Source organism: Lentzea kentuckyensis (genome assembly GCF_002150765.1).
Taxonomy (GTDB): Bacteria; Actinomycetota; Actinomycetes; order Mycobacteriales; family Pseudonocardiaceae; genus Lentzea; species Lentzea kentuckyensis.
This window is the reverse complement of record NZ_MUYM01000042.1, coordinates 1-23,601: the sequence shown is the minus strand read 5'-3', so window position 1 is coordinate 23,601 and position 23,601 is coordinate 1. Positions and strand designations below refer to the sequence as shown.

Below are 23,601 nucleotides of genomic sequence, written 5' to 3'. Positions count from 1 at the left end.
GACTCAGGAGGTACGGCGGTGCTGGTGGCCGACGAGGACACGTGGGTCATGCCCAGGACGTGGCTGCGGGACGTGGTGCGGCAGCGCGGTTTCGATCCGGCGCCGGTCTTCTCGGTCGACCCGGAGCTGGCCGGCCAGGCGCGGCAACGCGCGGTCCAGCAGGTCGCCACGCTCGACCGGCTGCTGGCCGAGCCGGACTCCGATCCCGACCTGGTGCATGCCGTGCGGGAACACCTCGCCGGTCAGGCGAATCCCGTTGGTGTGGCGGCGATCGCCGTCATGACCAGGTGCGACCTGGCGTCGGTGCACCAGTGGATCGCCGACCACGGCCTGGCGTTCGCAACGGAAGCGTTGGTCGAGTCCATGGGCATCAGCGCCTCCGCGATGTGGGACTCCAGGACGGGCGGGTGGTGCGATCCGCGCCTGCACCGGCACGGCACCGCCGTGCACATCACCTCCGCGAGCACGCAGGGCCAGATGCTCATGGCACTGCGATACGCCCTGGCCGTCGCCGACGACGCCGAGCGCGAGGCGGCGGAGGCAGTCCTGGACGCGCGGACCGACGCCCGGATGACGCGGGCGTACCTGGTGCCTTCGCGTACCGACTGGTTCGACGAGGCGTGCGCACAGCCGGACTACGCGATGCGGTGGTGGATGCTTCCCTGCAGCGCCAGCACTTACGACGAGTTCGTACGTGCCGATGCGGGCGTTGTCGGAGGAACGTATGTCCTGCACACCGCCGTGTACGTGCTGGGGCCGGCGGTCGCGCCGTTGCTGGCCTTGGAGCTGGACGGCAAGTATCAGCGCGCGGACGTGCGCAAGCAGGTCCTGAAGGTCCTCGCGGCTCTGCCGACGGACGAGGCGTTCACGATTCTCCTCGACCGGATCGACACCAAGTACGTGCGTCCCGCGCTGCTGTCCGCGATGGCCGCGTTCCCGGCGCGGGCCGCACGGCTGCTCGGCGAACGCGCTTCCCGCAACGCCGAGGTGCGACAGCTGCTGACCGTGCACCTGAAGAGCCGGCCAGACCTCGAAGCGCCCGCCGGGTTCACCGCGATCGAGACCACGGTGCTGCCGGAGGCTCCCGAGAACGCGCTGCCACCGTTGCTGGCAAACCCTCCGTGGCTCGACCGGCGGCCGCCGGAGAAGCCGGTGGTGATCGACGGCGTGCCTGTGCCCGCGCCGTCGCTCGTGTGGGAGCCCGGTGAGCGGGAGGAGTGGCTGAGGCCGGGCCACTGGAGCACTCGCGAGACGTGGCAGCAGCTGCTGGAGGAGTTCAAGAAGGGCCGGGCCGGGCATCGCTTGCCCGAGCTGTTCGCGCTGGCACCCGAGGACGAGGTGCGGCCTCTGCTCGCCGACTGGGATCCGCGGCTGGGCTGGAGGGCCGAAGCCACCGGCAAGCTGCTGGCCGCGCGCTTCGGCCTCGACGCGCTGCCGCCGTTGTTGCGGCTGGTGGAGGGGAATTCGAGCTTCGCCGTGATCCTGCTTCCCTTCGCCACACCCGAGGTCGCCACGCTGATGGCGGACTGGCTGGTGCGGCTCAAGCAGGTGCGCAAGATCGCGCTGGGCTGGCTGGACCGGCACCGCGACACAGCCGCCCGCTTTCTCCTCCCCGCCGCACTGGGCAAGCCCGGCCCCGATCGTCGCAACGCCGAGGCCGCGATCCGGCACCTGCACGGACTGGGTGTTGACGTGGTGGCCCTCGCACCCACACCGGAGGCAGCGGCCGGCGCGCAGGCGCTGCTGTCCGTCGACCCGGTCGACGTGCTGCCCGCCAAGCTGCCGATGATCGGCGACTGGGCCGACACCCGGCTGCTCCCTCAGGTGTTGCTGAACGGCCGCAAGCACGCGCTGTCCCCGGAAGCCGCTCGCCACCTGCTGATGACCGCGGCGCTGTCCAAGCCCGGCGACCTCTACGCCGGACTGCCGATCGTCCGCGACGCGCTCGACCGCGCGTCGCTGGCGGAGTTCGCGTGGGCGGTCTTCCAGCGCTGGCAGGACGCCGGCGCGCCGGCGAAGGAGAGCTGGGCGCTCACCGCGCTCGGCTGGTTCGGCGACGACTCGACGGTCCGCGCGCTGTCGCCGTTGATCCGCGCCTGGCCGGGCGAGAGCCAGCACGCCAGGGCCGTGACGGGCCTGGACGTGCTGGCCGGCATCGGCACCGAGGTGGCGCTGTTCCACCTGAACAGCATCGCCGAGAAGGTGAAGTTCAAGGGGCTCAAGACCCGTGCCCAGGAAAAGGTCTCGCAGATCGCCGCGGAGCTGAACCTGTCCCGCGACCAGCTCGCGGACCGGCTGGTCCCGCGCCTCGGCCTGGACGACGAAGCATCGCTGATGATCGACTACGGCCCGCGCAGGTTCACCGTCGGCTTCGACGAGCAACTGAAGCCGTTCGTCGTCGACCCGGACGGCAAGCGCCGCAAGGACCTCCCGATGCCCAGTGCGAAGGACGACGACGAGCGCGCACCGCTGGAGCACAAGCGGTTCATGGCGTTGAAGAAGGACGTCCGCACGGTCGCCGCCGACCAGATCCACCGCCTCGAACGCGCGATGGTCGACCAGCGCACCTGGACGGCCGAGGAGTTCCACACCGTCCTGGCGGGTCACCCGTTGCTCTGGCACATCGTGCGCCGGCTGGTGTGGATCACCGACGAAGGCTCGTCCTTCCGCGTCGCCGAAGACCGCACGCTCGCCGATCCGAGCGACGACGAGTTCACACTCCCCGGCGACGCCACCGTCCGGGTGGCGCACCCGGTGGACCTCCAGGCGGTGCTGGAGGCGTGGGGTGAGGTGTTCGCCGACTACGAGATCCTGCAGCCCTTCCCGCAACTGGGCCGGCCGCTGCACGTCCTTCCGCAGGGCGCGGATCTCCTCACCCACCTGAAGAAGTACTGCGGCGTCGACCACCCGGTCGGCAGGATCCTCGGCCTGACCAAGAGGGGCTGGGTCCGCGGCGAACCCCAGGACGCCGGCATCGAGTGGTGGATCACCCGCCCGCTCCCCGGCGGCAGCGCACTCGTCGCCTCGCTCGACCCCGGTATCGCGGCGGGCGCCATCGACGCCTTCCCCGAGCTCAGGTTCACCGACCTCAGCTACTCCGCCAACGGCCGGTCCACCGTCGACCCGATCACCACGTCGGAGCTGCTGTCCGAACTGGAATCTCTCCACCCGTGACGCCGCCGCAGGGGGTCTGATCAGTTCTTTAAGCCGACCGCAAAGAATTGTCAGACCCCCTGAGTAACGTCCGTGCACACACATCAACTCCCTTTCCGGTCCCAGGAGGTACGGCAGTGCGCAGGTGGGAACTCGTGTCGGGCGGCTCGGCGAAGTTCTGGGAGATCGAGCAGGACGGTGTCCGGGTGACCGTCCGGTTCGGACGACTGGACACGCACGGCCAGACCCAGACCAAGGAGCTCGCCTCCCCGGAGGCAGCCGAGGCCCACGTCGCGAAACTGGTGGCGGAGAAGGAGAAGAAGGGCTACCGCGCGGTCGGCTCGGCCGACGCTCCGGCGGTGCTCCAGCCGGAAACCACTTCCGTCGCCGAAGCACCCGAGGCCGCTGTCGCCGACGAGGACACCTGGGTGATGCCCAGAGCGTGGTTGAGAGACGTGGTGCGGCAGCGCGGTTTCGACCCGGCACCGGAGTTCTCGGTGGACACCGCCAGAGCCGCCGAGGCGCGGCAGCAGGTGGTCGACCAGGCCGAGGCGATCGAGAGCGCGTTGTCCCTGAAGGGCTCCGCGGCCGATCTGGTCGGCGCGGCCCGTGAACACCTCGCCGGACAGGCGAACCCCGTTGGGGCGGCGGCGATCGCGGCCATCACGAAGTCGGTCCTGCCCTCCGTGCACGCGTGGATCGCCGACCACGGGCTCGCGTTCGCCGCTACCGCGGCCGTCCAGTACATGGGCCTGACGTACTCGGAACAGTGGGACGAGCGACGCGGCAGGTTGACCGGCGTCCGCCTGCATTACGTCCGCGACGGCTTCCAGACCTCGCCGAACGAGCCAGAAGGCCAGATGCTCACGACGGTCCGGTACGCGATCGCGGTCGCGGACGACGAGGAGCGGGCGGCCGCCGAAGCCGCTCTGGAAGAGCTCGGCAAGACGAAGGAACACCAGGAAGTGCGGTCGTATCTGCTGCCGGAGCGGACGGACTGGTTCGCCTGGCTCTGCAAGCAGGGCTACACCCGGAGCAAGTGGTGGATGCTGCCGAGCAGCGCCCGCGACGTCGACGACTTCAAGAAGGCCGAGCAGTCGATCACCGCCTCGGCTTCCCTGCTGTACACGGCCGTGTACGTGCTGGGGCCGGCCGTCGCGCCGATGCTCGCCGAAGAGCTCGACAGCGACATCTACTACCAGCGCGCGGATGGCCGCAAGCAAGCGCTGAAGGTGTTGGCGGCGCTGCCCACCGACGAGGCGTTCACGATCCTGCTCGACCGGCTGGACCAGAAGTACGTTCGCCCGGCGGTGCTGTCCGCGATGGCCGCGTTCCCCGCCCGCGCGGCACGGTTGCTGGCGGAGCGCGTGTCGAACGACGACATGCGGCGGCTGCTGAGCGCGCACCTGATGTCGAACCCGTCGCTCGAGGTGCCTGCGGAGGCCGCTGCGGTGCTGGCCGAGTCCGCGGCGGACGTCGTGCCGGTGGCGAGCGCGGACCAGCTGCCGCCGCTGCTGGCGTCGCCGCCGTGGCTGAACCGCAAGCGGCAGGTGAAGCCCGTGGTGCTGAAGGACCTGCGGGTGCCGCAGGGGTCCGTGCGGTGGGAGGAGGGCGAACGCGAGCAGTGGCTGAAGTGCGGCGCCGAGTGGCTGCAGGACCACCACGACTGGAGGAAGCTGCTCGCGCGGTACCAGGCGGGCACGATCGGCTACTGCGACAACGACCTGTTCCTCCTCGCCCCTGATGACGAGGTGCGGCACCTGCTCGCGGACTGGCAGCCGGCCTACAGCTACGGCGTCGAGGAGTGGGGCAAGAACATCGCCGCCCGGTTCGGCGTCGACGCGGTGCCCGCGCTCCTGCGGCACGTCCAGACCTCCCCCGGAGGAACGGGCGTGGTGCTGCTGCCCTTCGCGACGCCCGACGTGGCGGCGGTGATGGCCGACTGGTTCGCGAGGACCAAGCAGCCCCGGCGCTGGGGCGTCGAGTGGCTGGCCCGGCACCGCGAGGAGGCCGCCCGCCTGCTCGTCCCCGCGGCCGCCGGCAAACCGGGCATCGCCCGCCGCAACGCCGAAACAGCGCTGCGCCACCTGCACAACCTCGGCGTGGACGTGGCCGCGATCGCCGAGGAGTGCGGTGCCAGGGCGGCGATCGACGTCGTGCTGTCGGTCGATCCGCTCGACGTGCTGCCCGCCAAGTTGCCGGTGATCGGCGAGTGGGCCGACACCCGGCTGCTGCCTCAGGTCCTGCTCGCGGACCGCAAACACGCGCTGTCCTCCGAGGCCGCCGGCCACCTGCTGATGACGGCCGCGTTGTCCAAGCCGGGCGACCTCTACGCCGGACTGCCGATCGCCCGCGAGGCGCTCGACCCCGCGTCGCTGGCGGCGTTCGCGTGGGCGGTGTTCGAGCAGTGGCAGAAGGCGGGCGGCCCGTCGAAGGAGAACTGGGCGCTGACCGCGCTCGGCTGGTTCGGCAACGACGACACGGTCCGCGCCCTGGCCCCGGTGATCCGCACCTGGCCGGGCGAGAGCCAGCACGCCAGGGCCGTCACGGGCCTGGACGTGCTCGCGGACATCGGCACCGAGGTCGCGCTGTCCCACCTGAACAGCATCGCGGACAAGGTGCCGTTCAAGGGGCTGCAGACCCGCGCCCAGGAGAAGGTCGCCCAGATCGCCGCCGAACTGGGCCTGAGCCGCGACCAGCTGTCCGACCGCCTCGTCCCGCGGCTCGGTCTCGACGACGCGGCGACCCTGGTGATCGACTACGGCCCGCGCAGGTTCACCGTCGGCTTCGACGAGCAGCTCAAGCCGTTCGTCCTCGACCCGGACGGCAAGCGCCGCAAGGACCTCCCGAAGCCCGGCGCCAAGGACGACCAGGACCTGGCGCCCCTGGAGCACAAGCGGTTCACGGCGCTGAAGAAGGACGTCCGCTCCATCGCGTCGGACCAGATCCAGCGCCTCGAACGCGCCATGGTCGACCAGCGCACCTGGACGGCCGAGGAGTTCCGGACCGTGCTGGCCGCGCACCCGTTGCTGTGGCACCTGGTCCGCCGCCTGGTCTGGATCACCGCCGAGGGCGAGTCGTTCCGCCTGGCCGAGGACCGCACGCTGGCCAACGCCGAGGACGACGAGTTCACGTTGCCGGAGAACGCAGTAGTTCGTGTGGCCCACCCGGTCGACCTCCAGGACACCGCGCACGCCTGGGGTGAGGTGTTCGCGGACTACGAGATCCTGCAACCCTTCCCGCAGCTGGGCCGGCCGGTACACCTGGTGGCGTCCGCGGCCGACCTGCTCCCCCACCTGAAGAAGTACTGCGACGTCGCCCACCCGATCGGCAAGATCCTCGGCCTCACCAAGAAGGGCTGGGTCCGCGGCGAACCCCAGGACGCGGGCGTCGAGTGCTGGATCACCCGCCCGTTCCCCGGCGGCGGCGCGCTCGTCGCCCGCCTCGACCCCGGCATCGCCGTCGGCGCGATGGACGTCTTCCCCGAGGTCAGCTTCACCGACGTGTGGTTCTCGCCCAGCGGCCACGGCGCGTGGTCCGCACCCCAGGACGCGCCGAGCACCTTCGACGTCGGCCCGATCACCGTCTCCGAGCTCCTCTCCGAACTGGAGTCCCTGCAGTCATGACCAGCACCCAGACGATGCAGCGCCCACCCGCCGAGGTGCGCTACGCCGACGAGCTCGCCCGGCTGCGCGACGGCGACAGCGCGCCCAAGCCGCCGGGCTGGGCGTTGAGCCTCGACGCTGCCCGCAGGTTCGTGGTGGGCGACGAGAAACGCGGTATCACCAAGAAGTTCGTGGGCGATCCGTCCCTTGTGGACAGAGCGTTGGTCACACTGGCCACCAGCCGGGGCCTGATGCTCGTCGGTGAGCCCGGAACGGCGAAGTCGCTGCTGTCCGAGCTGATCGCGGCGGCGGTCTGCGGCGAGTCGACGCTGACCATCCAGGGTGGCGCGGCCACCACCGAGGATCAGATCAAATACTCGTGGAACTACGCGCTGCTGGTGGCGGAGGGGCCGTCGCCGCGGTCGCTCGTGCCGGCACCGATGCTGCGAGGCATGGCCGAGGGCAAGATCGTGCGGTTCGAGGAGATCACCCGCTGTCCGCTGGAGGTGCAGGACTGCATGCTGTCGATGCTGTCCGACCGCGTGATGGCGATCGGGGAGCTGAACGGCCCGGACGGCATGGTGTTCGCGCAGGACGGGTTCAACGTGATCGCCACGGCGAACACGCGCGACCGCGGCGTCAACGAGATGAGCGCCGCGCTCAAGCGGCGGTTCAACTTCGAGACGGTGTTCCCGATCGCGGACTTCGACACCGAGCTCGCGCTGGTCGAGCAGGAGGCGGCGAAGCTGCTGGAACGCTCCGGGGTGGAGCTCGCCCCGAAGCGGGACGTGCTGGAGGTCCTCGTCAGGACGTTCCGCGACCTGCGGGAGGGCAACGACCGGCTCACCACCGTCATGAGCACGGCGGAGGCGGTGTCGGTGGCGCACGCGGTCGGGCTGCGCGGCTGGTTCCTGCGCGGTGAGGCCGGATCGGCCGCGGACGTCGTCGAGTGCCTGGCGGGTACGGCGGCCAAGGACAACGCGGAGGACCTGGCCCGCCTCCGCCGGTACCTGGAGCAGCACGCGCCGCGCCGCAAGGGAAAGCAGTGGCAGGAGCTGCACCGGGCCCGCCACCTGCTGCCCGGCTGATGGGCGCCGTGTTCGTCGGCGTCCGGCACCACAGTCCCGCCTGTGCCCGGCTGGTCGCCGACAACATCCAGACCCAGCAGCCCGCGTACGTGCTGATCGAGGGACCGGCCGACTTCAACGAGCGCATCGACGAGTTGTTGCTGGGCCACGAGCTGCCGGTGGCGTTGTTCAGCTACTCGGACGAGCACGCGTCGTGGTCGCCGTTCTGCGACTACTCGCCGGAGTGGGTGGCGATCACCGAGGGGCGCCGCTGCGGGGCGGAGGTCAGGTTCATCGACCTGCCCGCGTGGCACGAGGCGTTCCGGGACGTCAGCAACCGCTACGCCGACGCGGAACTGCGCTACGCCGAGGTGGTCGAGCGGTTGTGCCGGGAGTTCGCGGTCGACAACGTGGACGTGCTGTGGGACCACCTCTTCGAGTGCGAGGACGAGCCGCGGGGCATGGCCGAGTACTTCGACCTGCTCCGCGGCACGGCCACGGCCGACGACGGCGACTCGGCGCGTGAGGAGTACATGGCGCGCTGGGTGCGGGCAGCGGTGCGGCACGCGGGCGACCGGCCGGTCGTCGTGGTGACCGGTGGTTTCCACACGGCCGCGCTCAAGGCCAGACTCGACGGCGGCACCGACTGGCCGGAGGTGCCGGAACGCGACAGGGGTGCGAGCTACCTGGTGCCGTATTCGCACGCACGGCTGGACGCGTTCACCGGCTACCAGTCGGGCATGCCGTCCCCCGGCTACTACCAGCAGGTCTGGGAGAAAGGGGCGCAGCGCGCGGCGGACTGGCTGGTGGAGTCGGTCGCCACGCGGCTGCGCAGGCGGCAGCAGCCGGTGTCCACGGCGGACCTGATCGCGGCGCACACCCAGGCCGGCGCGCTGGCACGGTTGCGCGGGCACGAGAACCTGGCGCGCACGGACGTGCTGGACGGGCTGACCAGCGCGTTGATCTCCGAGGACCTGACGCAGCCACCGCCGTGGACGCGGCGCGGCACGCTGCAGCCCGGCGCGCATCCCGCGTTGATCGAGATGATCGGGGCGTTGCGGGGCGCCAAGGTCGGCCGGCTGCACCCGGACACGCCGGCGCCACCGCTGGTCAACGCCGTGCAGGAGCTGCTGCGGGCGCACGGCCTCGATCAGGAGGGCAAGATCGCGCTCGACCTGACGGACCCGGAGGCGTTGGAGCGCAGCAGGATCCTGCACCGGCTGCGGGTGCTGCGGATCCCCGGCTTCGAGCGCACGAGCGGGCCGGCGGAGGGCGCGCAACCACAGCTGGAAGAGCAGTGGGTGCTCCGCCCGACCGACGAACGGCTGGCGGCGTTGATCGAGGCCGCCGAGAACGGTGCCACGCTGGAGGAAGCGGCCGGGGTGGCGCTGGAACGCCGGTCGCGGGACGCCCAGTTGCAGCAGCTCGCCGCGATCCTGTTCGACGTGGTGCTCTGCGGCATCTCGACACTGTCCAGCCGGGTCAAGCGGTCCCTCAACGAGGGCGTCGGGCAGACCGGCGACCTCGCGGTGCTGGGTCAGGTGCTCAGCGGGGTGCTGGGCCTGTGGCGGCACGACAGGTTGTTCGGCACGAGGAAGGATCCGTTGCTGGGCAGCGTGATCGACGCGGGGACGGCCAGGGTGCTGTGGCTGATCGAGGGACTGCACGGCGGCCCGGCGCCGGCCGATCCGCAGCGGCTCAAGGCCATGGCGGCGACCAGGGACGCGGTGCTGCACGCGAAGTCCGCGCTGTCACTGGACACCGCGGACGTCACGGGCGTGGCGACCCGCGTGAGCAACGACGTGCAGGCGCCGCCGGATCTGCGCGGTGCCGCGCTCGGGCTCGCGTGGACGCTGGGCTCCCAGCCGGACGTGCGGAAGGTCCGGAACATCGAGGCGCTGGGCGACTGGCTGGCCGGGTTGTTCGCGGTGGCCCGCGAAGAGGTGCTGGCGAGCCCCGATCTGGTCGGGGTGCTGGACGAACTGGTCAGCGCGATGACCGAGGAGGAGTTCCTGGTGGCGCTGCCCTCGTTGCGGCTCGCCTTCAGCTACTTCCCGCCCAGGGAACGAGAGACCATCGCGGCCACCGTTCTCGACCACCGCGGCGTCGAGGGCGACGCGCGTGGTCTCACCAAGCTCAACGTTGATCCGATGATCGTGGCGGAGGCACTGGCCGTGGAACGACGCGTCGACGCGCTGCTCGTCAAGGGCGGGCTGGCATGACGGATCTGGAACGCTGGCGGCTGATCCTCGGCGACCCCGCCGCGCGCTGCACCGGCGGCCTGCAGGGCGCGGCGGCACGCCAGGACGCCGCGCTGGAGTGGCTCTACGGGCGCGATCCCGATCTCGCCGAACGCGGCGTGCGCAAGGGCGGCAGCGAGGACTCGGTGCTGCAGACCGTGGACTGGCTGGACGAGGTGCACACGCTGTTCCCGAAGGAGACGATCGAACGGCTGGAACGCGACGCCGTCGAGCGGTACGAGATCACCGACATCGTCACGGATCCCGATGTGCTGCAACGCATCGAGCCGAACCCAGCCCTGTTGCGCGCGGTGCTGCGGACCAAGCACCTGATGAACCCGGACGTGCTCGTGATGGCCCGCCGGATCGTCGAGGCGGTGGTGAAGCAGCTGATGGAGAAGCTGAAGACCGAGGTGCGCACGGCGTTCAGCGGCACGCGGTCGCGGCGGCCGAGCATCCACAAGAACTCGCGCAACTTCGACTTCCGTTCCACCATCAGGGCAAACCTCCAGCGCTACCAGCCGGAGGAGCGCAAGCTCGCGATCGAGCACCCGAAGTTCGTCTCGCGCACCAGGCGGCACGTCGAGCAGTGGCAGGTAGTGCTGCTGGTCGACCAGTCGGGGTCGATGACCAGCTCGGTGATCCACTCCGCGGTCACCGCGGCCTGCCTGTGGGGACTGCCGGGCCTGCGGACACACCTCGTCGCCTTCGACACCAACGTGGTCGACCTGACCTCCGACGTCACCGACCCGGTCGAGCTGCTGATGAAGGTGCAGCTCGGCGGCGGCACGGACATCGCCAAGGCCGTGGCGTACGGGGCCGGGCTCGTCGACAGCCCGCGCCGGGCGATCGTCGCGATCATCAGCGACTTCTACGAGGGCGGCAACGAGGCGCACCTCGTCCGCACGGTGAAGGGCATGTGCGAGCAGGGCACCCACGTCCTGTGCCTGGCCGCGCTGGACGGGGAAGCGAACCCGGCCTACGACAAAGCACTGGGGCAACGCCTGGCGAACGTCGGCGCCCACGTCGGCGCGATGACTCCAGGTGAGCTCGCCGAATTCGTCGCGGAGAAACTCAGGTGACCAGACCCGACCTGCTGGCGCTCACCCCGGACGCGCTCGCGGCGCTGGCCAACCGCGGGTTGGTGAAGCGCGCCACCAAGGAGCTCGACGCGGGTGTGGTCCCGGCGCTCGACACCGACCCGGCCGGTGCCGTTGCGGGCAAGTTCCCGGACGGCACCACGACCACGTTGCCGCCGAACACCACCCTCGACGCGGCGCGGTGCAGTTGCGGCGCGGCGGGCGTGTGCCGGCATCGCATCGCGGTTGTCCTTGCGTACCAACGCACTGCGGAAGCCGATACACCGGTCGAACTGTGGTCGCCGGCCGCCGTCACCGACGACGACCTGACGGCGTTGATGGGCGAACGCACGCTGCGCCGGGCCCGCAGAGCGATGCAGGCCGGCTACCGCGCCAAGCTCCGCCATCCGACCGCGGCAGACCAGACCGCCCAGGCGGAACTCCCGACGTGCACGGTGACGTTCCTGGTGCCCGGCGATCTCTCCTACGTCCACACCGACGCGGTGCACAAGGACGAGGCGACGGCGCTGGCGGTGTGGGCGTTCCGCGCGGCCGACGCTCAGGGCGGTGACACCAAGGACACCGTGAACGTGGGTGGATCTCCCACCACCGCAACGGATCTGACCGCCGTCACCGACCTGCTCGACCAGTTGCTGCTCGACGGCGCGACCAACGCGAGCGAGGTGCTGGACGTCGCGTGGCAGCGCCTGCACCGCGACCTCACCGCCCTGCGCCTGCACTGGCCGGCCGCCGTGATCACCGACCTGCTCGCCCAGCTGACCGCGTATCGCCGGCGCAGCGCCGGCTACGAGGCCGAACGGTTCGCCGCACTGCTGACCGAACTGCACGCGCGCACCACCGCGATCGGACCGCGCGCCGAAGTCCTCGGTCCTGACGAACCCGCCGAAACGCCGCTCAAGCGGGTCCGGCTCACCGCGCTCGGCGCCCGGCTGCGCACCGCCACCACCGCCGACGTCTACTTCGCGTCCGGTGACGTGGTGCTGGTGCAGCGGGACACGGTCCTGCGCACCGGTCAGCGCCTGGCCGCGGCGAACGTCGTCTCCGAGTCGGCGACGCGCAGCGCGAGCCGCGCGGTGACGCTCAAGACCAGCCGGGTCGCCAAGACCTCGATCACCCCGGTCGGCACGGCCTGGGACCACCTGCCGCAGGCGCTGGTCATCAGCGACTACGAGGCGGCGGCCGCACACCTGGCCGAACTGCCGCCACGGCAGGTGCGGGCGCGGGTCGAGGCGGAACTGGTCCGCGCGGTCCGCGTCACCGAGGTGTCCGATGTGGCCTACGACCCCGCCGCACAACGCCTGACAGCGACCCTCCACCACGCCGACGCCACCTGCGTCCTGGAAGCGACCCACCGGGCGGTGGCACCGAACGCGCTCGACGCACTGGTGACGGCGTTGCGGGCCGGCCCGACGACGATCACCGGCGCCGTGCGCCGCCACCGCGGCACGCTCGTGGTGGAACCGCTCGGCGTGCACACTGCCGCCGGTGTCGTGGTGCTGGACCTGGCGACGGACACGTCACCGCAGCCGTTGCCGCCCGGCGTCACGACGGCCGATCCGCTGACCGCGGCCGTCGACAACGCGCTGGCGGTCTTAGCCGAGGCCGTTCATCGAGGCCTGGACCACCTCACGAACGGCCTGCTCGCCCGCACGCGCGAGGTCGCCGCGCACCTGCACCGCACGGGGCTGCGCACGGCGGCGGCCCAGCTCACGGCGTTCGCCGACGCCCCGGCCTCGACCACCTGGCTCAGCGCGTACCTGAGACTGCTGGTCACCGCCGATGCCCGGTGACACGACCGAGAAGGTCGGGTCGATGCGTTGCGACAGCACGTAGTACTCGGCGGCCTCGGACACCCGCCCGAGCCGTTCCAGCACGAACCCACGGAGGTAAGCCGCTCGCGCCGCACCACAACCACCCAATGACACCCCACGGCCGTAGGCCTCCAGGGCGTCCTCCAGCTGTCCGCTCGCCGCCAGCGCGTCGCCGAGCAGTGCCCACGTCCTGTCGTCACCGGGACTGAGTTCGACGAGTTCCTCGGCGTACCCGACCGCGCGCTGTCCCAGGCCGACGGTCAGGTGGGTCTGCACGAGGAAGCAGTAGAGGGCATACGCCTCGTCGGCCCACGCCAGCCGATCGATCTCGGCGGAGCCCGGCGTGATCGCGGTCAGGCCGTCCAGCGCCCGCCCGAGCAACCGGTGCGCCTCCACGATGTCCCGGCGCACGAAGGGAACGGCGGCGATCGCCCGGTGCAGCCGCACCTGCTGGAGCGCCCCGGTGAACCCGGCCGTCGGCAGTTCCGACGCCGCCTTCATCGCGAGCGCGGCGGCGGCCCGCAGCGAGGTGGAGTCGGCACCGCGGGCGGCGTTGCGGAACACCACCAGCAACGCCAGATCCCGTCGCGTCTCGGCCGGCAGCCCCGACCGGGCGCCGTGCAACGCCATGGCCTCCACCGCGGACGCCGGGAGGTGGCAGCGCAGCACGGCGAGCTCCTCCATCGCGAGTTCGGGCGAGAGCACGTGCTTGCGCGGGTCGATCACCGACAGTCCGATCACCGTGGCGGCGCGCTGGGGGTATCCCAGGCGCAGCAACAGATCGCAGGCGACGCGGCGTTCGGCCATGCGCAACGAACCGAGCGTGCGCTCGTGGACCCGCCACCACAGTTCGGAGGCCAGGTCGACGGGGAACGTCGTCATGTCGGCACCGACGCCGTCGAGCCGGCCCCAGCTCGCCGCCGTGAGCAGCCGGAGCTGGGCGGACGGTGGAGATTCGAAGCGCGGCACGCCCGCCGACGCGCCCACGACGAACGCCGACGCCATCGCGTGGGTGATCCGCGCGTGCAACGCGGAGGTGGGGCCGGGACTGGAAAGGCCCGCGTAGACGCCGCAGGCGACGGGAACCTGGGCGGTGCGCAGGGCACGCAGCCGGGCGGCCAGCGCACGGGGACTCGGGTCGGTGCGGTACCGCGGCATCGCGGTCATGCGGGCCTCCCAGCTTGGGTCGTATCCGACAAGTCCGTTCGTTGAGAGTCACTGCCGAAGTGATCTGGTTCAGAGGCCGGGAGGCGGCTGTCGCGGACGGACTTGCCGGACACGAGCTAGTTCAACAGTTCCCAGCCGCGTCTGGTCAGGCGGTGGCGGACCGACCTCCCGTTGCGGTGGGTTGAGACGAATCCCGCGGTGCGCAGCGCGGTCGCGTGCTGCGACGCCGTCGGCAGGCTGATGCCCACGTGCTTGGCGAGTTCGGTGGTGGTGCGTTCGGACGTCAGCGCGCGCAGCACCAGCGTGCGGGTGCGTCCGAGGGCCAGTTCGAGGCTGGCGCCGCTCGGCTGCGGTGTCGCCACCGGGTAGAACAGCAGCGGCTGCGGTTCGGCGAACATCGACACCGCCGGGCGGGTCAGCCCGTTGAGCACCGGCACGATGAGCATCCCCGAGCCGCGCAACGAGATCTCGGTGTCCCAGCCCAGCTCGACGTGCAGCGCGGGCGAGGTCCACGAGATCGACGGGTGCAGGTTACCGAGCAACTCCCCCAGCCCTCGGGTCACCGCCTGCGACGACCGCAGCCGCACCTCGGCGTCGAACGCCTGGCGCGTCTCGGGCCAGTTGGCGCCCAGCAGGTCGCGGAAGCCCGAGTTGAACGCCGACCGCAGGTCCTGGCGCGAGGTCGGAGTGCCCGCCGCGAACGACCTCAGCCACGGCGACGTCGTGCCCAGCATGCTCGCGATCTGGTCGCGCACCCGGTTCGAGGGCACGTCGAGCACCTGGCGCACGGCCTCGTCGAAGTCGGGGCGCGCGGAGTTGAAGAAGTCGGGGATGAACCGGCCCGGCCGGACCAGTTCGGCGAGCGGGCGGATCTGCGGCAGCAGCAGGCGGTCCCAGTTACCGCTGTGCACCGTGAACACCAGTTCGTACATCGGCATCGGCGCCGACGCGAACCGGGTGCGGGCGAGATCTTCCAACTCGAAGAGAATCGTCAGCCCGCGGCCCTTGGGCGCGGGTTCGGACAACACGATCGGCATTTGCTTCCCCCCGGAGTGCAACCACTTCCGACGGTACGCAGATCTCGTTGTCCGGTGTCAGCGTTGTTCCACTTGACAACGTTCGGCGGACAAACTCAAACAACCGGCCCGGTCTGCTCGGTGAGCTTCAGCAGCAGGTCACGGGTCTGTGCGCGTTCCTCGGGCGTCTCCTGGTCCCGCCACAGCAGATCGGCGAGCGTCACCCCATCGAGTGCGCGTGAAATGAGATCGGCACGCTGCGGATGCAACCCGTCGGAATCGGTTTGCTGCCGCCAGCGGGTCGCGGCGACGTCCATCCGCTGCTGCAGTTCCGGAACGCCGAGCAGCGCCGTTACGACAGACGGGTGAGACCACAGGCCGGCCGGTTCGAACGTCGCGCGGATGTGCGCGCGCGTCCACCGGCCGGGGATGGCCTCCGGTTCGAGCAGGCGCTCGACCGTCGCGTCGTAGTGCTCGAACCACTCGTCGATCAGGCCGACGATCAATGCCTGCTTGGTGCGGAAGTGGTGCAGCAGGCCGCCCTTGGACACGCCGGCTTCCTTGGCCACCGCGTCGAGGCTGACACCAGGGCCGTGCGCGATCAACGCGCGCGCGGCCGCCTCGATCACTTCACGGCGGGTACGGGGCGCGTTGCGCTGTTCTCCGGGCACGTGATCAACCTATCCGTTTGGCGAACCGACCGTCTGGACGGTACGTTACTTTGCAGACCATATGGTCGGCAAAGGGAGATGGTCATGCGGAAGTGGGCAGCACTGGGCGTGCTGGCACTCGCGTTGTTGTTGATCGCCGTCGACGGCACGGTGCTGGCTCTGGCGTTGCCGAAGCTCCAGCACGACCTGGCGCCGTCCGCCGCGCAGGTGCTGTGGATCGGCGACATCTACTCGTTCGTGCTCGGCGGCCTGCTCGTCACGATGGGCACGCTGGGCGACCGCATCGGGCGCAAGAAGCTGCTCCTGACCGGCGCCGCCGCCTTCGGCGCGGCCTCCCTGCTGGCCGCCTTCGCCCCGACGGCCGAGTGGCTGATCGTGGCCCGCGCCCTGCTCGGAGTGGCCGGCGCGACGATCATGCCGTCGACGCTGTCGATCATCCGCAACCTGTTCACCGACCCGGCCGAGCGCACGCGGGCGGTGGCGGTGTGGGCGGCGACGGCCACGGCGGGCGCCGCGCTGGGCCCGTTGATCGGCGGCGCGCTGCTGGAGCACTTCTGGTGGGGCTCGGTGTTCATCATCAACCTGCCGGTGATGGCACTGCTGCTCGTGTTCGGCGCGTGGTGGCTGCCGGAGTCGCGCGACCCGTCCCCCGGCCCCTTCGACCTCGTGTCCGCCCTGTTGTCGGCCGTCGGCGTGGTGCCGCTGGTGTACGCGATCAAGGAGGTCGCGCTGGGCGGCCCGACGTGGTCCGCGCTGCTGACCGGACTGGTCGGCGTGGCCGGGCTGTGGCTGTTCGTGCGGCGGCAGCGGGCGTCCGCGCACCCGATGATCGACGTCGCCCTGTTCCGCAAGCCCGCGTTCAGCGGTGCCGTCGGCGCGACCATGATCGCGGTGTTCGCGCTGACCGGCCTGGTGTTCTTCCTGTCGCAGTACTTCCAGAACGTGCTGGGCTACTCGCCTTTGGAAGCCGGACTGCGAGAGCTTCCACTCGGCCTCGCCGGCATGGCCGTGATCGCATTGATCGGCCCGGTGGTGCGCCTGCTCGGCACCGGCCGCGCGATCGCGGCGGGCCTGCTGGTCAGCGCCGGCGGCCTCACGCTCGTCGGCTTCTCCTCGGGATACGGCGCGATCGCGGTGGCGCTGGTGGTGCTGGGCGCCGGCGTCGGGCTCGCGCTGACGCTGACGACGGACGCGGTGGTCTCGGCGGTGCCCGCGGACAAGGCCGGTGCGGCGTCGGCGGTGTCGGAGACGGCCTACGAACTGGGCGCGGCTCTGGGTATCGCGGTGCTCGGGACGGTGCTGTCGGCCTGGGCCCGCGCGGGCACGTTCACCGAGGCGATGCAGGGCACGGCGCTGGTGGCGGCGGCACTGCTGGCTCTCGCCGCGTTCGTGGCGTACCGGCTCATCCCGAACGAGGTCAGGGAGGTCGTCAGCCGGTAGGCATGCCGATCCGGTCGCGTTCCAGGGCAGCGCGCAGGAGCGCCAGGACCTCGGCGCCGGCCGCCGCCCTGGTGCGGCCGAGTGCCCCTTCGAGCAGTTCGGTCACCCGCTCGGCGAAGGTCTGTTCGGCGGCGTCGACCAGGCGCACGCCGTCATCGGTCAGGACCAGCAAGGACGAACGGCGGTCAGCCGGGTTGGGGCGACGTGCCACCCAGCCGAGCCGTTCCAGGCGGTCGATCCCCTTGCTGGTCGCCCCGATCCCGATCGCGAACTCGGCCGCCAGGTCGGCGACCCTGGCCTCCGGGTGCTCCCGCAGGAACTCGTAGGAATCAGGACCGCGGACACCACGCTCGGGTCACGACGGGCCCTGCTGGTCGAACCGGCGGACCGGCAACGCGCCGGCACGATCCTGTACTTCCACGGCGGCTCCTATGTCGTCGGTTCGCCGGAGACCGCACTGTCGCTGACCGGGAACCTGGTGAGCAGGACCGGGTTGCGGGCGTTCTCGCTGGACTACCGGCTCGCGCCCGAGCACCCGTTCCCGGCCGCGATCGACGACGCCGTGGCCGGCATCCCGCCGATGTTGCTCCAGGCCGGCACCAACGAGGTGCTGCTGGACGACTCCACTCGGATGGCCGCCCGCGCCAGGGCGGCGGGGGTGGACGTCGTCCTCGATGTCACCGCCGACGTGCCACACGTGTTCCAGGCGTTCGCCGACGTCCTCGACGAAGCGGACGACGCGCTCGACCGCGCGGCGCTCTTCCTCACCCAGAACGTTCGGGCGAAGCCTCGGCCAGCCGTTGGTGCAGACGCTCCCTGATCTGGTCCGGGGTGTAGGCGGCGCGGCGGCGCTGGTTGCGGGCCACGACCACGCCGCTCGCCGCGACACCCGCGAAAGCGGCGATGCCGAGCAGCTTCCAGAGCTTCATGTGCCTAGGCTATCGGGCTATGCCGACCTCCCTGGACCGAGCCGTCGAGATGACCCGTACCGGTGACGTGTGGGTGTTCCGCGGGCGCAGTCCCGCGGACCGGGCGATCCAGGCCATGACGAACAGCCCGGTCAACCACGTGGGCATGGCGATCGTGCTGGACGACCTGCCGCCGCTGATGTGGCACGCCGAGCTCGGCAAGTCGCTCAAGGACATCTGGACCGGCACGCACCAGCGCGGTGCGCAGCTGCACGACCTGCGCGACGCCGTCGTGACGTGGCACGACAAGTACGGGCAGCGCGTGTGGGTACGGCAGCTCGACCACGCCGTCACGCGCGAGATGGAGGACGCGGCGCTGCGGACGGTCGCGCGGCTCGACGGCACCCCGTTCCCCTCGACCGCGAAACTCGCCTCGCGCTGGGTGCGCGGGCGGGTTCCGTTGCGGCACAAGGACGACGTGACGATCGAGAGCGCGTTCTGCGCCGAGATCGTGGCGGTCACGTACGAGGAGATGGGGCTGCTGCCCAAGCGCAGGCCCAACTGGTACGACCCCGGTCGCTTCTGGAGCGGTGACGACCTGGAGTTGTTGGAAGGCGCCAAGCTCGGCGAGGAGGTCGCGGTCATCGTGTGAGGGCCGCGCCGACCAGCAGCAGCCGCAACGTGCGCTCGGTCGCGTCGGTCAGCAGCTCCGCGGCTGTGGCGATGGCGGTGTCCAGCTCGACCGGCGCGGCGATGATGCTGGTGTAGGCGTCGATGCCGACGTCGTGGTTCACACGGGCGTCGGCGCCGATCGTGCCGGCCAGCGCGATGACGGGCTTGCCGTACTTCTTCGCGCGGCGTGCGACCTCGGACGGCACCTTGCCGTGCGGGGTCTGGCCGTCGATGGCGCCCTCCGCGGTGATGACGAGGTCGGCGTACGGGAGGCGTGCGTCCAGATCGGAGTGTTCGAGGATCACGTCGAAACGCGGCACCAGCGTCGCGTTCAGCGCGTGCAGGCCCGCGCCCAGCCCGCCGGACGCGCCGCCGCCGGGAATGGTCCGGACGTCACCGAGCAGGTCCGCCCAGTTGTCGAGGGCCCGCGAGAGCTGCTCGACCTGGTTCGGCGTCGCGCCTTTCTGCGGGCCGAACACCCTGGCCACACCGCGCTCGCCGCACAACACGTTGTGCGGGTTGCACGCGACCGTGATCTCGGCCTTGCCCAGGCGTGGGTCCACTTCGGACAGATCGAGCCGCCTCGCCGCGGCCAGTGCCGCTCCCCCTCTGCCGATCTCGCGCCCGTGTTCATCGGTGATCCGCGCGCCGAGCGCCTGCAACGCGCCCGCACCGCCGTCGGACGTGCCGGAGTCGCCGCAGCCGACGAGGATCCGGTCGACGCCGAGATCGAGCGCAGCCTTGATCAGCTCGCCGACGCCGTACGTGGTGGTGCTCGCCGGGTCGCGGTGGTTCTTCGGCACGAGCCTGAGCCCGGCGGCCGCCGCCATCTCGACGACGGCGGTGCGCGGCCCGGGACCGCCGAGCAACGCGAAGTGCGACGGCACGGGCTCGCCGATCGGGCCGGTGACGAGTGCGGGGATCAGCGTGCCGCCGGTCGCTTCGGCGAGCGCCTTGGCCGAACCCTCGCCACCGTCGACCAGTGGCACCTGGTCCACGACCGCACCGGGAACGACCCGGTGGATGCCCGCCGCGATGGCGTCGGCGACGGCACAGGCGTCGAGTGATTCCTTGAACCCGCTGGGAGCAACGAGAAAACGCATGATCGGTCTCATTTCAGTGGCAGGCCCAGCGAGGGCCAGAGGAAGACGGCCGCCGCGTACACGAGCAGGCCGGTGACCGGGGCGAGAACCGCGGACAGCTTGAGCAGGTCTTTCGGTGCGTAGGCGTCGGCGAACAGCGCGACGGGTTTCGCCGACGACGTGAGGGTGTGGCAGAACCCGGCTGCCGCGGTGGAGGCGAAGGCGAGCGCGGCGGGGTTCAGGCCGGCGGCCACGGCCAGTGGGATGACGATCGGGATGAGAACGCTCGACCGGGCCGAGCGCGACTGGATCACGAGGTGCGCCAGCAGGCTGACCACGATCACCGTCGGGAGGAGGTGGGCGGGGTTGACCAGGCCGGCGAGGAGGTTTCCCGCGCCGGAGGTGATGAGGGCGGTGCCGAGCATCGTGGTGGCGGCCATGAACAGCAGGAGCGACCACGGGATGTCGGCGAACGCCTGCTTGATCGTCGTGGTGCCGAGGCGCGGGGCGGTGATCAGGAGGGCGCCGGCGAGGGCGGCGACTTCGGGGGCGATGCCGTGCCACGGCTCAGTGAGCCAGGTGAGGGACACGGCGAGGACCACGGCCAGTGCGGTCCACTCGGGCCTGGTGAGAGGCTGGGGCGCGGTCGGCGCGGTCCGCTCGCTCGTGATCGCGGCCGAGGCGGTCCGCCCAGGCCCGCTGAACGGCTGGGTCGCGCCCGGCCCGGTCCGCTCAGTCGTGATCGCGGCCGACGCGGTCCGCCCAGGCCCGCTGAACGGCTGGGTCGCGGCCGACGCGGTCCGCTCGGGCCTGAGCCCTGCCGAGCTCGTGGCCGGCGCGAGTTCGAGCGTCCGAAATTGTCGGTGCTGTCTGGGAGAATTAGAACAGGGGACCCCTGGAGGGGGACCCTCGCTCCGCGCTGCCACGGGTTGTTTGCGGTCCGCGCGCGTTGTGAACAGCCAAAGCACGATCTCGGCCGTCACGAACGCGCTCACCACCGCCAGCGGCACCCCGAGCACCAGCCACCACCCGAACCCGATTCCCTGCCCGGTCGCGGCCTCCAGCAGCGAGTTCGTGATCAGGTGCGCCCCCGCCCCCACCGCGGTGGCCACCGCGGTCAACAGGATCACCGACGGGAACAGCACCCCGAAAGCCTTCGCGACGCGGTCGTTCAACCGCCCGCGCAACTCCGTGTAGACCGGCAGGCTCAACGCGGCGCGGCCCGACGTGGACGGCACGAAGAACGCCGTGATCAGCAATGCGAGTGCCGTCAGGTGGGCCAGGCCGCGCACGGTTCGGGCACGGCCCAGCAGCCAGGTCGCGAGGCGGGCGGGCAACCCGGACGCCGTCACCCCCGCCGCGAGCACGAAAGCCGCGATGAGCAGCCAGGTCGTCGCGCTGCCGAGCGCCGCCAGCGACGAAGCGGGCAGGACGCCGAACAGCAGCAACGCCGCCACCGCCGCGAGCGCGACGAACGTGTCGTCCAGCGGCGTGCACACCCAGAGGAGCACCGCCGCCCCGAAGACCACCAACGTCAGAATCACAAGAACCAGCCTGCGGGCGCATGCTGATCCACACGTGAGACGACGATGAAAGAGCCTTCATCTAAGCAGGCTGCCAGAANNGGTTTCGGACAAGACTTCTGGGCAGGTGCTTAGACGAGCCGGTAACCCATCCCCCGCACCGTTTCCACGCGTTCAGGGCCGATCTTTCGCCGCAGCGAGCGCACGTAGACGTCGACCACGTTGGACCCGGGGTCGAAGTCGTAGCCCCACACGTGGGACAGGATCTGTTCGCGCACCAGCACCTGGCCCGGATGCCGCAGGAACAACTCCAGCAGCGCGAACTCCCGCGCGGTCAGGTCGACCGGGCCCGACGGGAGCATCGCCTGGCGGGTGCGCAGGTCCAGCGACAGCGAGCCGGACGACAGCACGGTGGCCTCGGGCACGCCGGGCGGGCGCAACCGCAACCGCACGCGGGCCAGCAGTTCCTCGAACCGGAACGGCTTGGTCATGTAGTCGTCGGCGCCGCCGGACAACCCCGCCACGGTGTCGTGCACCGAGTCACGAGCGGTCAGGATGATCACCGGGGTCGCCACGCCCTGCGCACGCAGCGAGCGCAGCACCGAGAAGCCGTCGACGTCGGGCAGGCCCAGGTCCAGCACGATCAGGTCGAAGGACGCGGCCCACGACAGGGCGTCCGCGCCGGACGACACGACCGAGGTCGTGAAACCGTTGGCGCGCAGTCCCTTCTCCACGAACGAGGCGATGCGTTCCTCGTCCTCGACGATCAGGATCCGGCCGGTCATCGCGGTACCTCCACCACGAAGGTCGCTCCCTCTCCTGGGATCGAACGCACTCGGACCGCGCCGCCGTGGGCGTCCGCGATGGCTTTCACGATCGGCAGGCCGAGGCCGGTCGAGCGGGAGAAGAGCAGTGACTCGTCGCGCACGCCCGGCCCGGAGTCGGCCACCCAGAAGGACACCACGTCGTCCACAGAGGACCCGAAGCGGATCGTGGAGCCCGCCGACGTGTGCCGCACCGCGTTGGAGGCGAGCTGCACGAGGGCCTGCGTGACGCGTTGCGGGTCGAGCACCGCCTCCCCTTCCGCGATCGACTCGAGCACCCAGCGGCGCTCGCCCAGTGTGCGCAGTTTGGCATCGATGTCGCTGGTCAGCTCGGGCAGGCTGGTCGCGACGGGACGCAGGAAGTCCGGGCGTTCGGCCTTGACCAGCAGCAACAGGTCCTCCACCAGACGGGCCATGCGGTCCAGTTCGTCGGTGCACAGGCGCACCACCTCGGCGCGCTCGGCCGGCGAGTCGCCCATCAGTTCCAGGTGGCCGCGGACGATGGTGATCGGGGTGCGTAGCTCGTGGGAGGCGTCGTCGAGGAACTGGCGTTGCAGCCGGAAAGAGCGTTCCAGGCGGTCGAGCATCGAGTTGAACTGCCGTGCCAGCGCGGCGACGTCGTCGTTGCCGGACACCGGGATGCGGCGGGTGAGGTCGTCCTCGGTGATCTCGGCGGCGGCCTGCCGGACCATCCGCACCGGCGCGAGGATCACGCCCGCCACGAACCACGCGATGAGCGCGGCGATCAGCAGGCCCGCCAGCGACACCAGCACGAGCACCCGCACGGTCGAGTGCACCGGGGCGTGCACGCCGTCCTCGAAGTAGCCGGTCACGAACCACATCTCCGACCCACCGACGGCGTGCACCTTCGCCCAGCGGAACGGACCGGCGGGCGTGGCCACCACTCCCCAGGTCGCCGCGGACGACGTGATCACCCCCAGCACCGCGCGATCGTTCTCCAGCGCGTACGTCACGTCCGAGCGCTGCACCAGCACCTTGCCCGCGGGCGGCACCGCGAGGTGGGCCTCGTACTCGTCCGGGTACTGCAGGCGCATGTGCGCCTCGGCCACCGCTCGCGCGTCACCGGCGTGGGTTTCGGCGTAGGAGCTGAACTCTCTCGTTTCCTGCTCCAGGGCGCGGTTCATCCGGTCGTCGACGTCGACGAGCAGGAAGCGCCACACCACGACCACGACGGTCGTGAGGACGAGCGTCATCAGGCCGAGGAGCCAGCACATGATCTTCACGCGTGCGGGCACGTCAGTCGTCCTCGTCGTCGTCTTCGACCGGCGGTGGTGGCGGCAGCACGGTGATGGGGGCGGGGG

Annotated in this window: 17 protein-coding genes and 1 pseudogene; 9 read left to right on the top strand and 9 right to left on the bottom strand. The window is 70.9% G+C overall.

Annotated elements, in window-relative coordinates:
• Positions 1–18 precede the first annotated feature (18 nt).
• The 6 genes from B0F77_RS20955 (at position 19) to B0F77_RS20930 (ending at position 12,955) form a co-directional block, all read left to right on the top strand.
• The gene (locus B0F77_RS20955) at positions 19–3,174 is read left to right on the top strand and encodes a DUF4132 domain-containing protein (protein ID WP_086664644.1); all 3,156 of its coding nucleotides are present in this window, start codon (positions 19–21) and stop codon (positions 3,172–3,174) included.
• A 116-nt stretch (positions 3,175–3,290) separates the two neighbouring features.
• A complete protein-coding gene (locus B0F77_RS20950) occupies positions 3,291–6,779 on the top strand; it encodes a WGR and DUF4132 domain-containing protein (RefSeq protein WP_158102781.1) in 3,489 nt (1,162 codons plus the stop codon).
• Positions 6,776–7,846 carry an ATP-binding protein gene (locus tag B0F77_RS20945; RefSeq protein WP_211293906.1) on the top strand — a complete coding sequence of 357 codons (1,071 nt, stop codon included), beginning with the start codon at positions 6,776–6,778 and terminating at the stop codon, positions 7,844–7,846. Before B0F77_RS20950 ends, B0F77_RS20945 begins: the two co-directional genes overlap by 4 nt.
• Complete coding sequence (locus B0F77_RS20940; RefSeq protein ID WP_245848484.1) at positions 7,804–10,047, top strand: DUF5682 family protein; 2,244 nt, start codon at positions 7,804–7,806, stop codon at positions 10,045–10,047. Before B0F77_RS20945 ends, B0F77_RS20940 begins: the two co-directional genes overlap by 43 nt.
• Complete coding sequence (locus B0F77_RS20935; protein ID WP_086664641.1) at positions 10,044–11,147, top strand: VWA domain-containing protein; 1,104 nt, start codon at positions 10,044–10,046, stop codon at positions 11,145–11,147. The genes B0F77_RS20940 and B0F77_RS20935 overlap by 4 nt, the downstream gene beginning before the upstream one ends.
• Positions 11,144–12,955 carry an SWIM zinc finger family protein gene (locus B0F77_RS20930; protein ID WP_086664640.1) on the top strand — a complete coding sequence of 604 codons (1,812 nt, stop codon included), beginning with the start codon at positions 11,144–11,146 and terminating at the stop codon, positions 12,953–12,955. Before B0F77_RS20935 ends, B0F77_RS20930 begins: the two co-directional genes overlap by 4 nt.
• A gap of 147 nt (positions 12,956–13,102) precedes the next feature.
• On the opposite strand, the pseudogene B0F77_RS49905 reads toward B0F77_RS20930, so the two are convergent.
• The 3 genes and pseudogenes from B0F77_RS49905 to B0F77_RS20915 all read right to left on the bottom strand — a co-directional run.
• Positions 13,103–13,477: pseudogene (locus B0F77_RS49905) on the bottom strand (BTAD domain-containing putative transcriptional regulator); the annotation flags it as partial.
• 782 nt (positions 13,478–14,259) lie between these two features.
• On the bottom strand, positions 14,260–15,180 hold the full coding sequence (locus B0F77_RS20920) for an ArsR/SmtB family transcription factor (protein ID WP_086664638.1): 921 nt from the start codon (positions 15,178–15,180) through the stop codon (positions 14,260–14,262).
• Positions 15,181–15,275: 95 nt separating this feature from the next.
• Entirely contained in the window at positions 15,276–15,830 is a 555-nt protein-coding gene (locus tag B0F77_RS20915; protein ID WP_086664637.1) for a TetR/AcrR family transcriptional regulator, read from the bottom strand.
• An 84-nt stretch (positions 15,831–15,914) separates the two neighbouring features.
• Here B0F77_RS20915 and B0F77_RS20910 point away from each other — a divergent pair, with 84 nt between their 5' ends.
• Positions 15,915–17,270, top strand: a complete 1,356-nt coding sequence (locus B0F77_RS20910) for an MFS transporter (protein WP_245848482.1) — start codon at positions 15,915–15,917, stop codon at positions 17,268–17,270.
• On the opposite strand, the gene B0F77_RS20905 is transcribed toward B0F77_RS20910, so the two are convergent.
• On the bottom strand, positions 17,260–17,529 hold the full coding sequence (locus B0F77_RS20905; RefSeq protein ID WP_245848485.1) for a MarR family transcriptional regulator: 270 nt from the start codon (positions 17,527–17,529) through the stop codon (positions 17,260–17,262). The two genes, B0F77_RS20910 and B0F77_RS20905, sit on opposite strands and share 11 nt — an antisense overlap.
• A 45-nt stretch (positions 17,530–17,574) precedes the next feature.
• Here B0F77_RS20905 and B0F77_RS20900 point away from each other — a divergent pair, with 45 nt between their 5' ends.
• Entirely contained in the window at positions 17,575–18,090 is a 516-nt protein-coding gene (locus tag B0F77_RS20900; RefSeq protein WP_086664634.1) for an alpha/beta hydrolase, read from the top strand.
• On the opposite strand, the gene B0F77_RS48715 is transcribed toward B0F77_RS20900, so the two are convergent.
• Entirely contained in the window at positions 18,035–18,199 is a 165-nt protein-coding gene (locus B0F77_RS48715) for a hypothetical protein (RefSeq protein ID WP_169730958.1), read from the bottom strand. The two genes, B0F77_RS20900 and B0F77_RS48715, sit on opposite strands and share 56 nt — an antisense overlap.
• Positions 18,200–18,218: 19 nt before the next feature.
• On the opposite strand from B0F77_RS48715, the gene B0F77_RS20895 reads away from it, so the two are divergent.
• On the top strand, positions 18,219–18,830 hold the full coding sequence (locus tag B0F77_RS20895; RefSeq protein WP_086664633.1) for a hypothetical protein: 612 nt from the start codon (positions 18,219–18,221) through the stop codon (positions 18,828–18,830).
• Here B0F77_RS20895 and B0F77_RS20890 read toward each other — a convergent pair.
• The 4 genes from B0F77_RS20890 to B0F77_RS20875 form a co-directional block, all read right to left on the bottom strand.
• A complete protein-coding gene (locus B0F77_RS20890; RefSeq protein WP_086664632.1) occupies positions 18,820–19,953 on the bottom strand; it encodes a glycerate kinase family protein in 1,134 nt (377 codons plus the stop codon). The genes B0F77_RS20895 and B0F77_RS20890 overlap by 11 nt on opposite strands.
• 8 nt (positions 19,954–19,961) lie before the next feature.
• The gene (locus B0F77_RS20885) at positions 19,962–21,476 is read right to left on the bottom strand and encodes an SLC13 family permease (protein ID WP_158102780.1); all 1,515 of its coding nucleotides are present in this window, start codon (positions 21,474–21,476) and stop codon (positions 19,962–19,964) included.
• A 110-nt stretch (positions 21,477–21,586) separates the two neighbouring features.
• Positions 21,587–22,240 (bottom strand): response regulator transcription factor, encoded by a 654-nt coding sequence (locus B0F77_RS20880; RefSeq protein WP_086664631.1) that lies wholly within the window; start codon positions 22,238–22,240, stop codon positions 21,587–21,589.
• Positions 22,237–23,535, bottom strand: a complete 1,299-nt coding sequence (locus B0F77_RS20875) for a sensor histidine kinase (protein WP_245848480.1) — start codon at positions 23,533–23,535, stop codon at positions 22,237–22,239. Before B0F77_RS20875 ends, B0F77_RS20880 begins: the two co-directional genes overlap by 4 nt.
• Between the last annotated feature and the right edge of the window lie 66 nt (positions 23,536–23,601).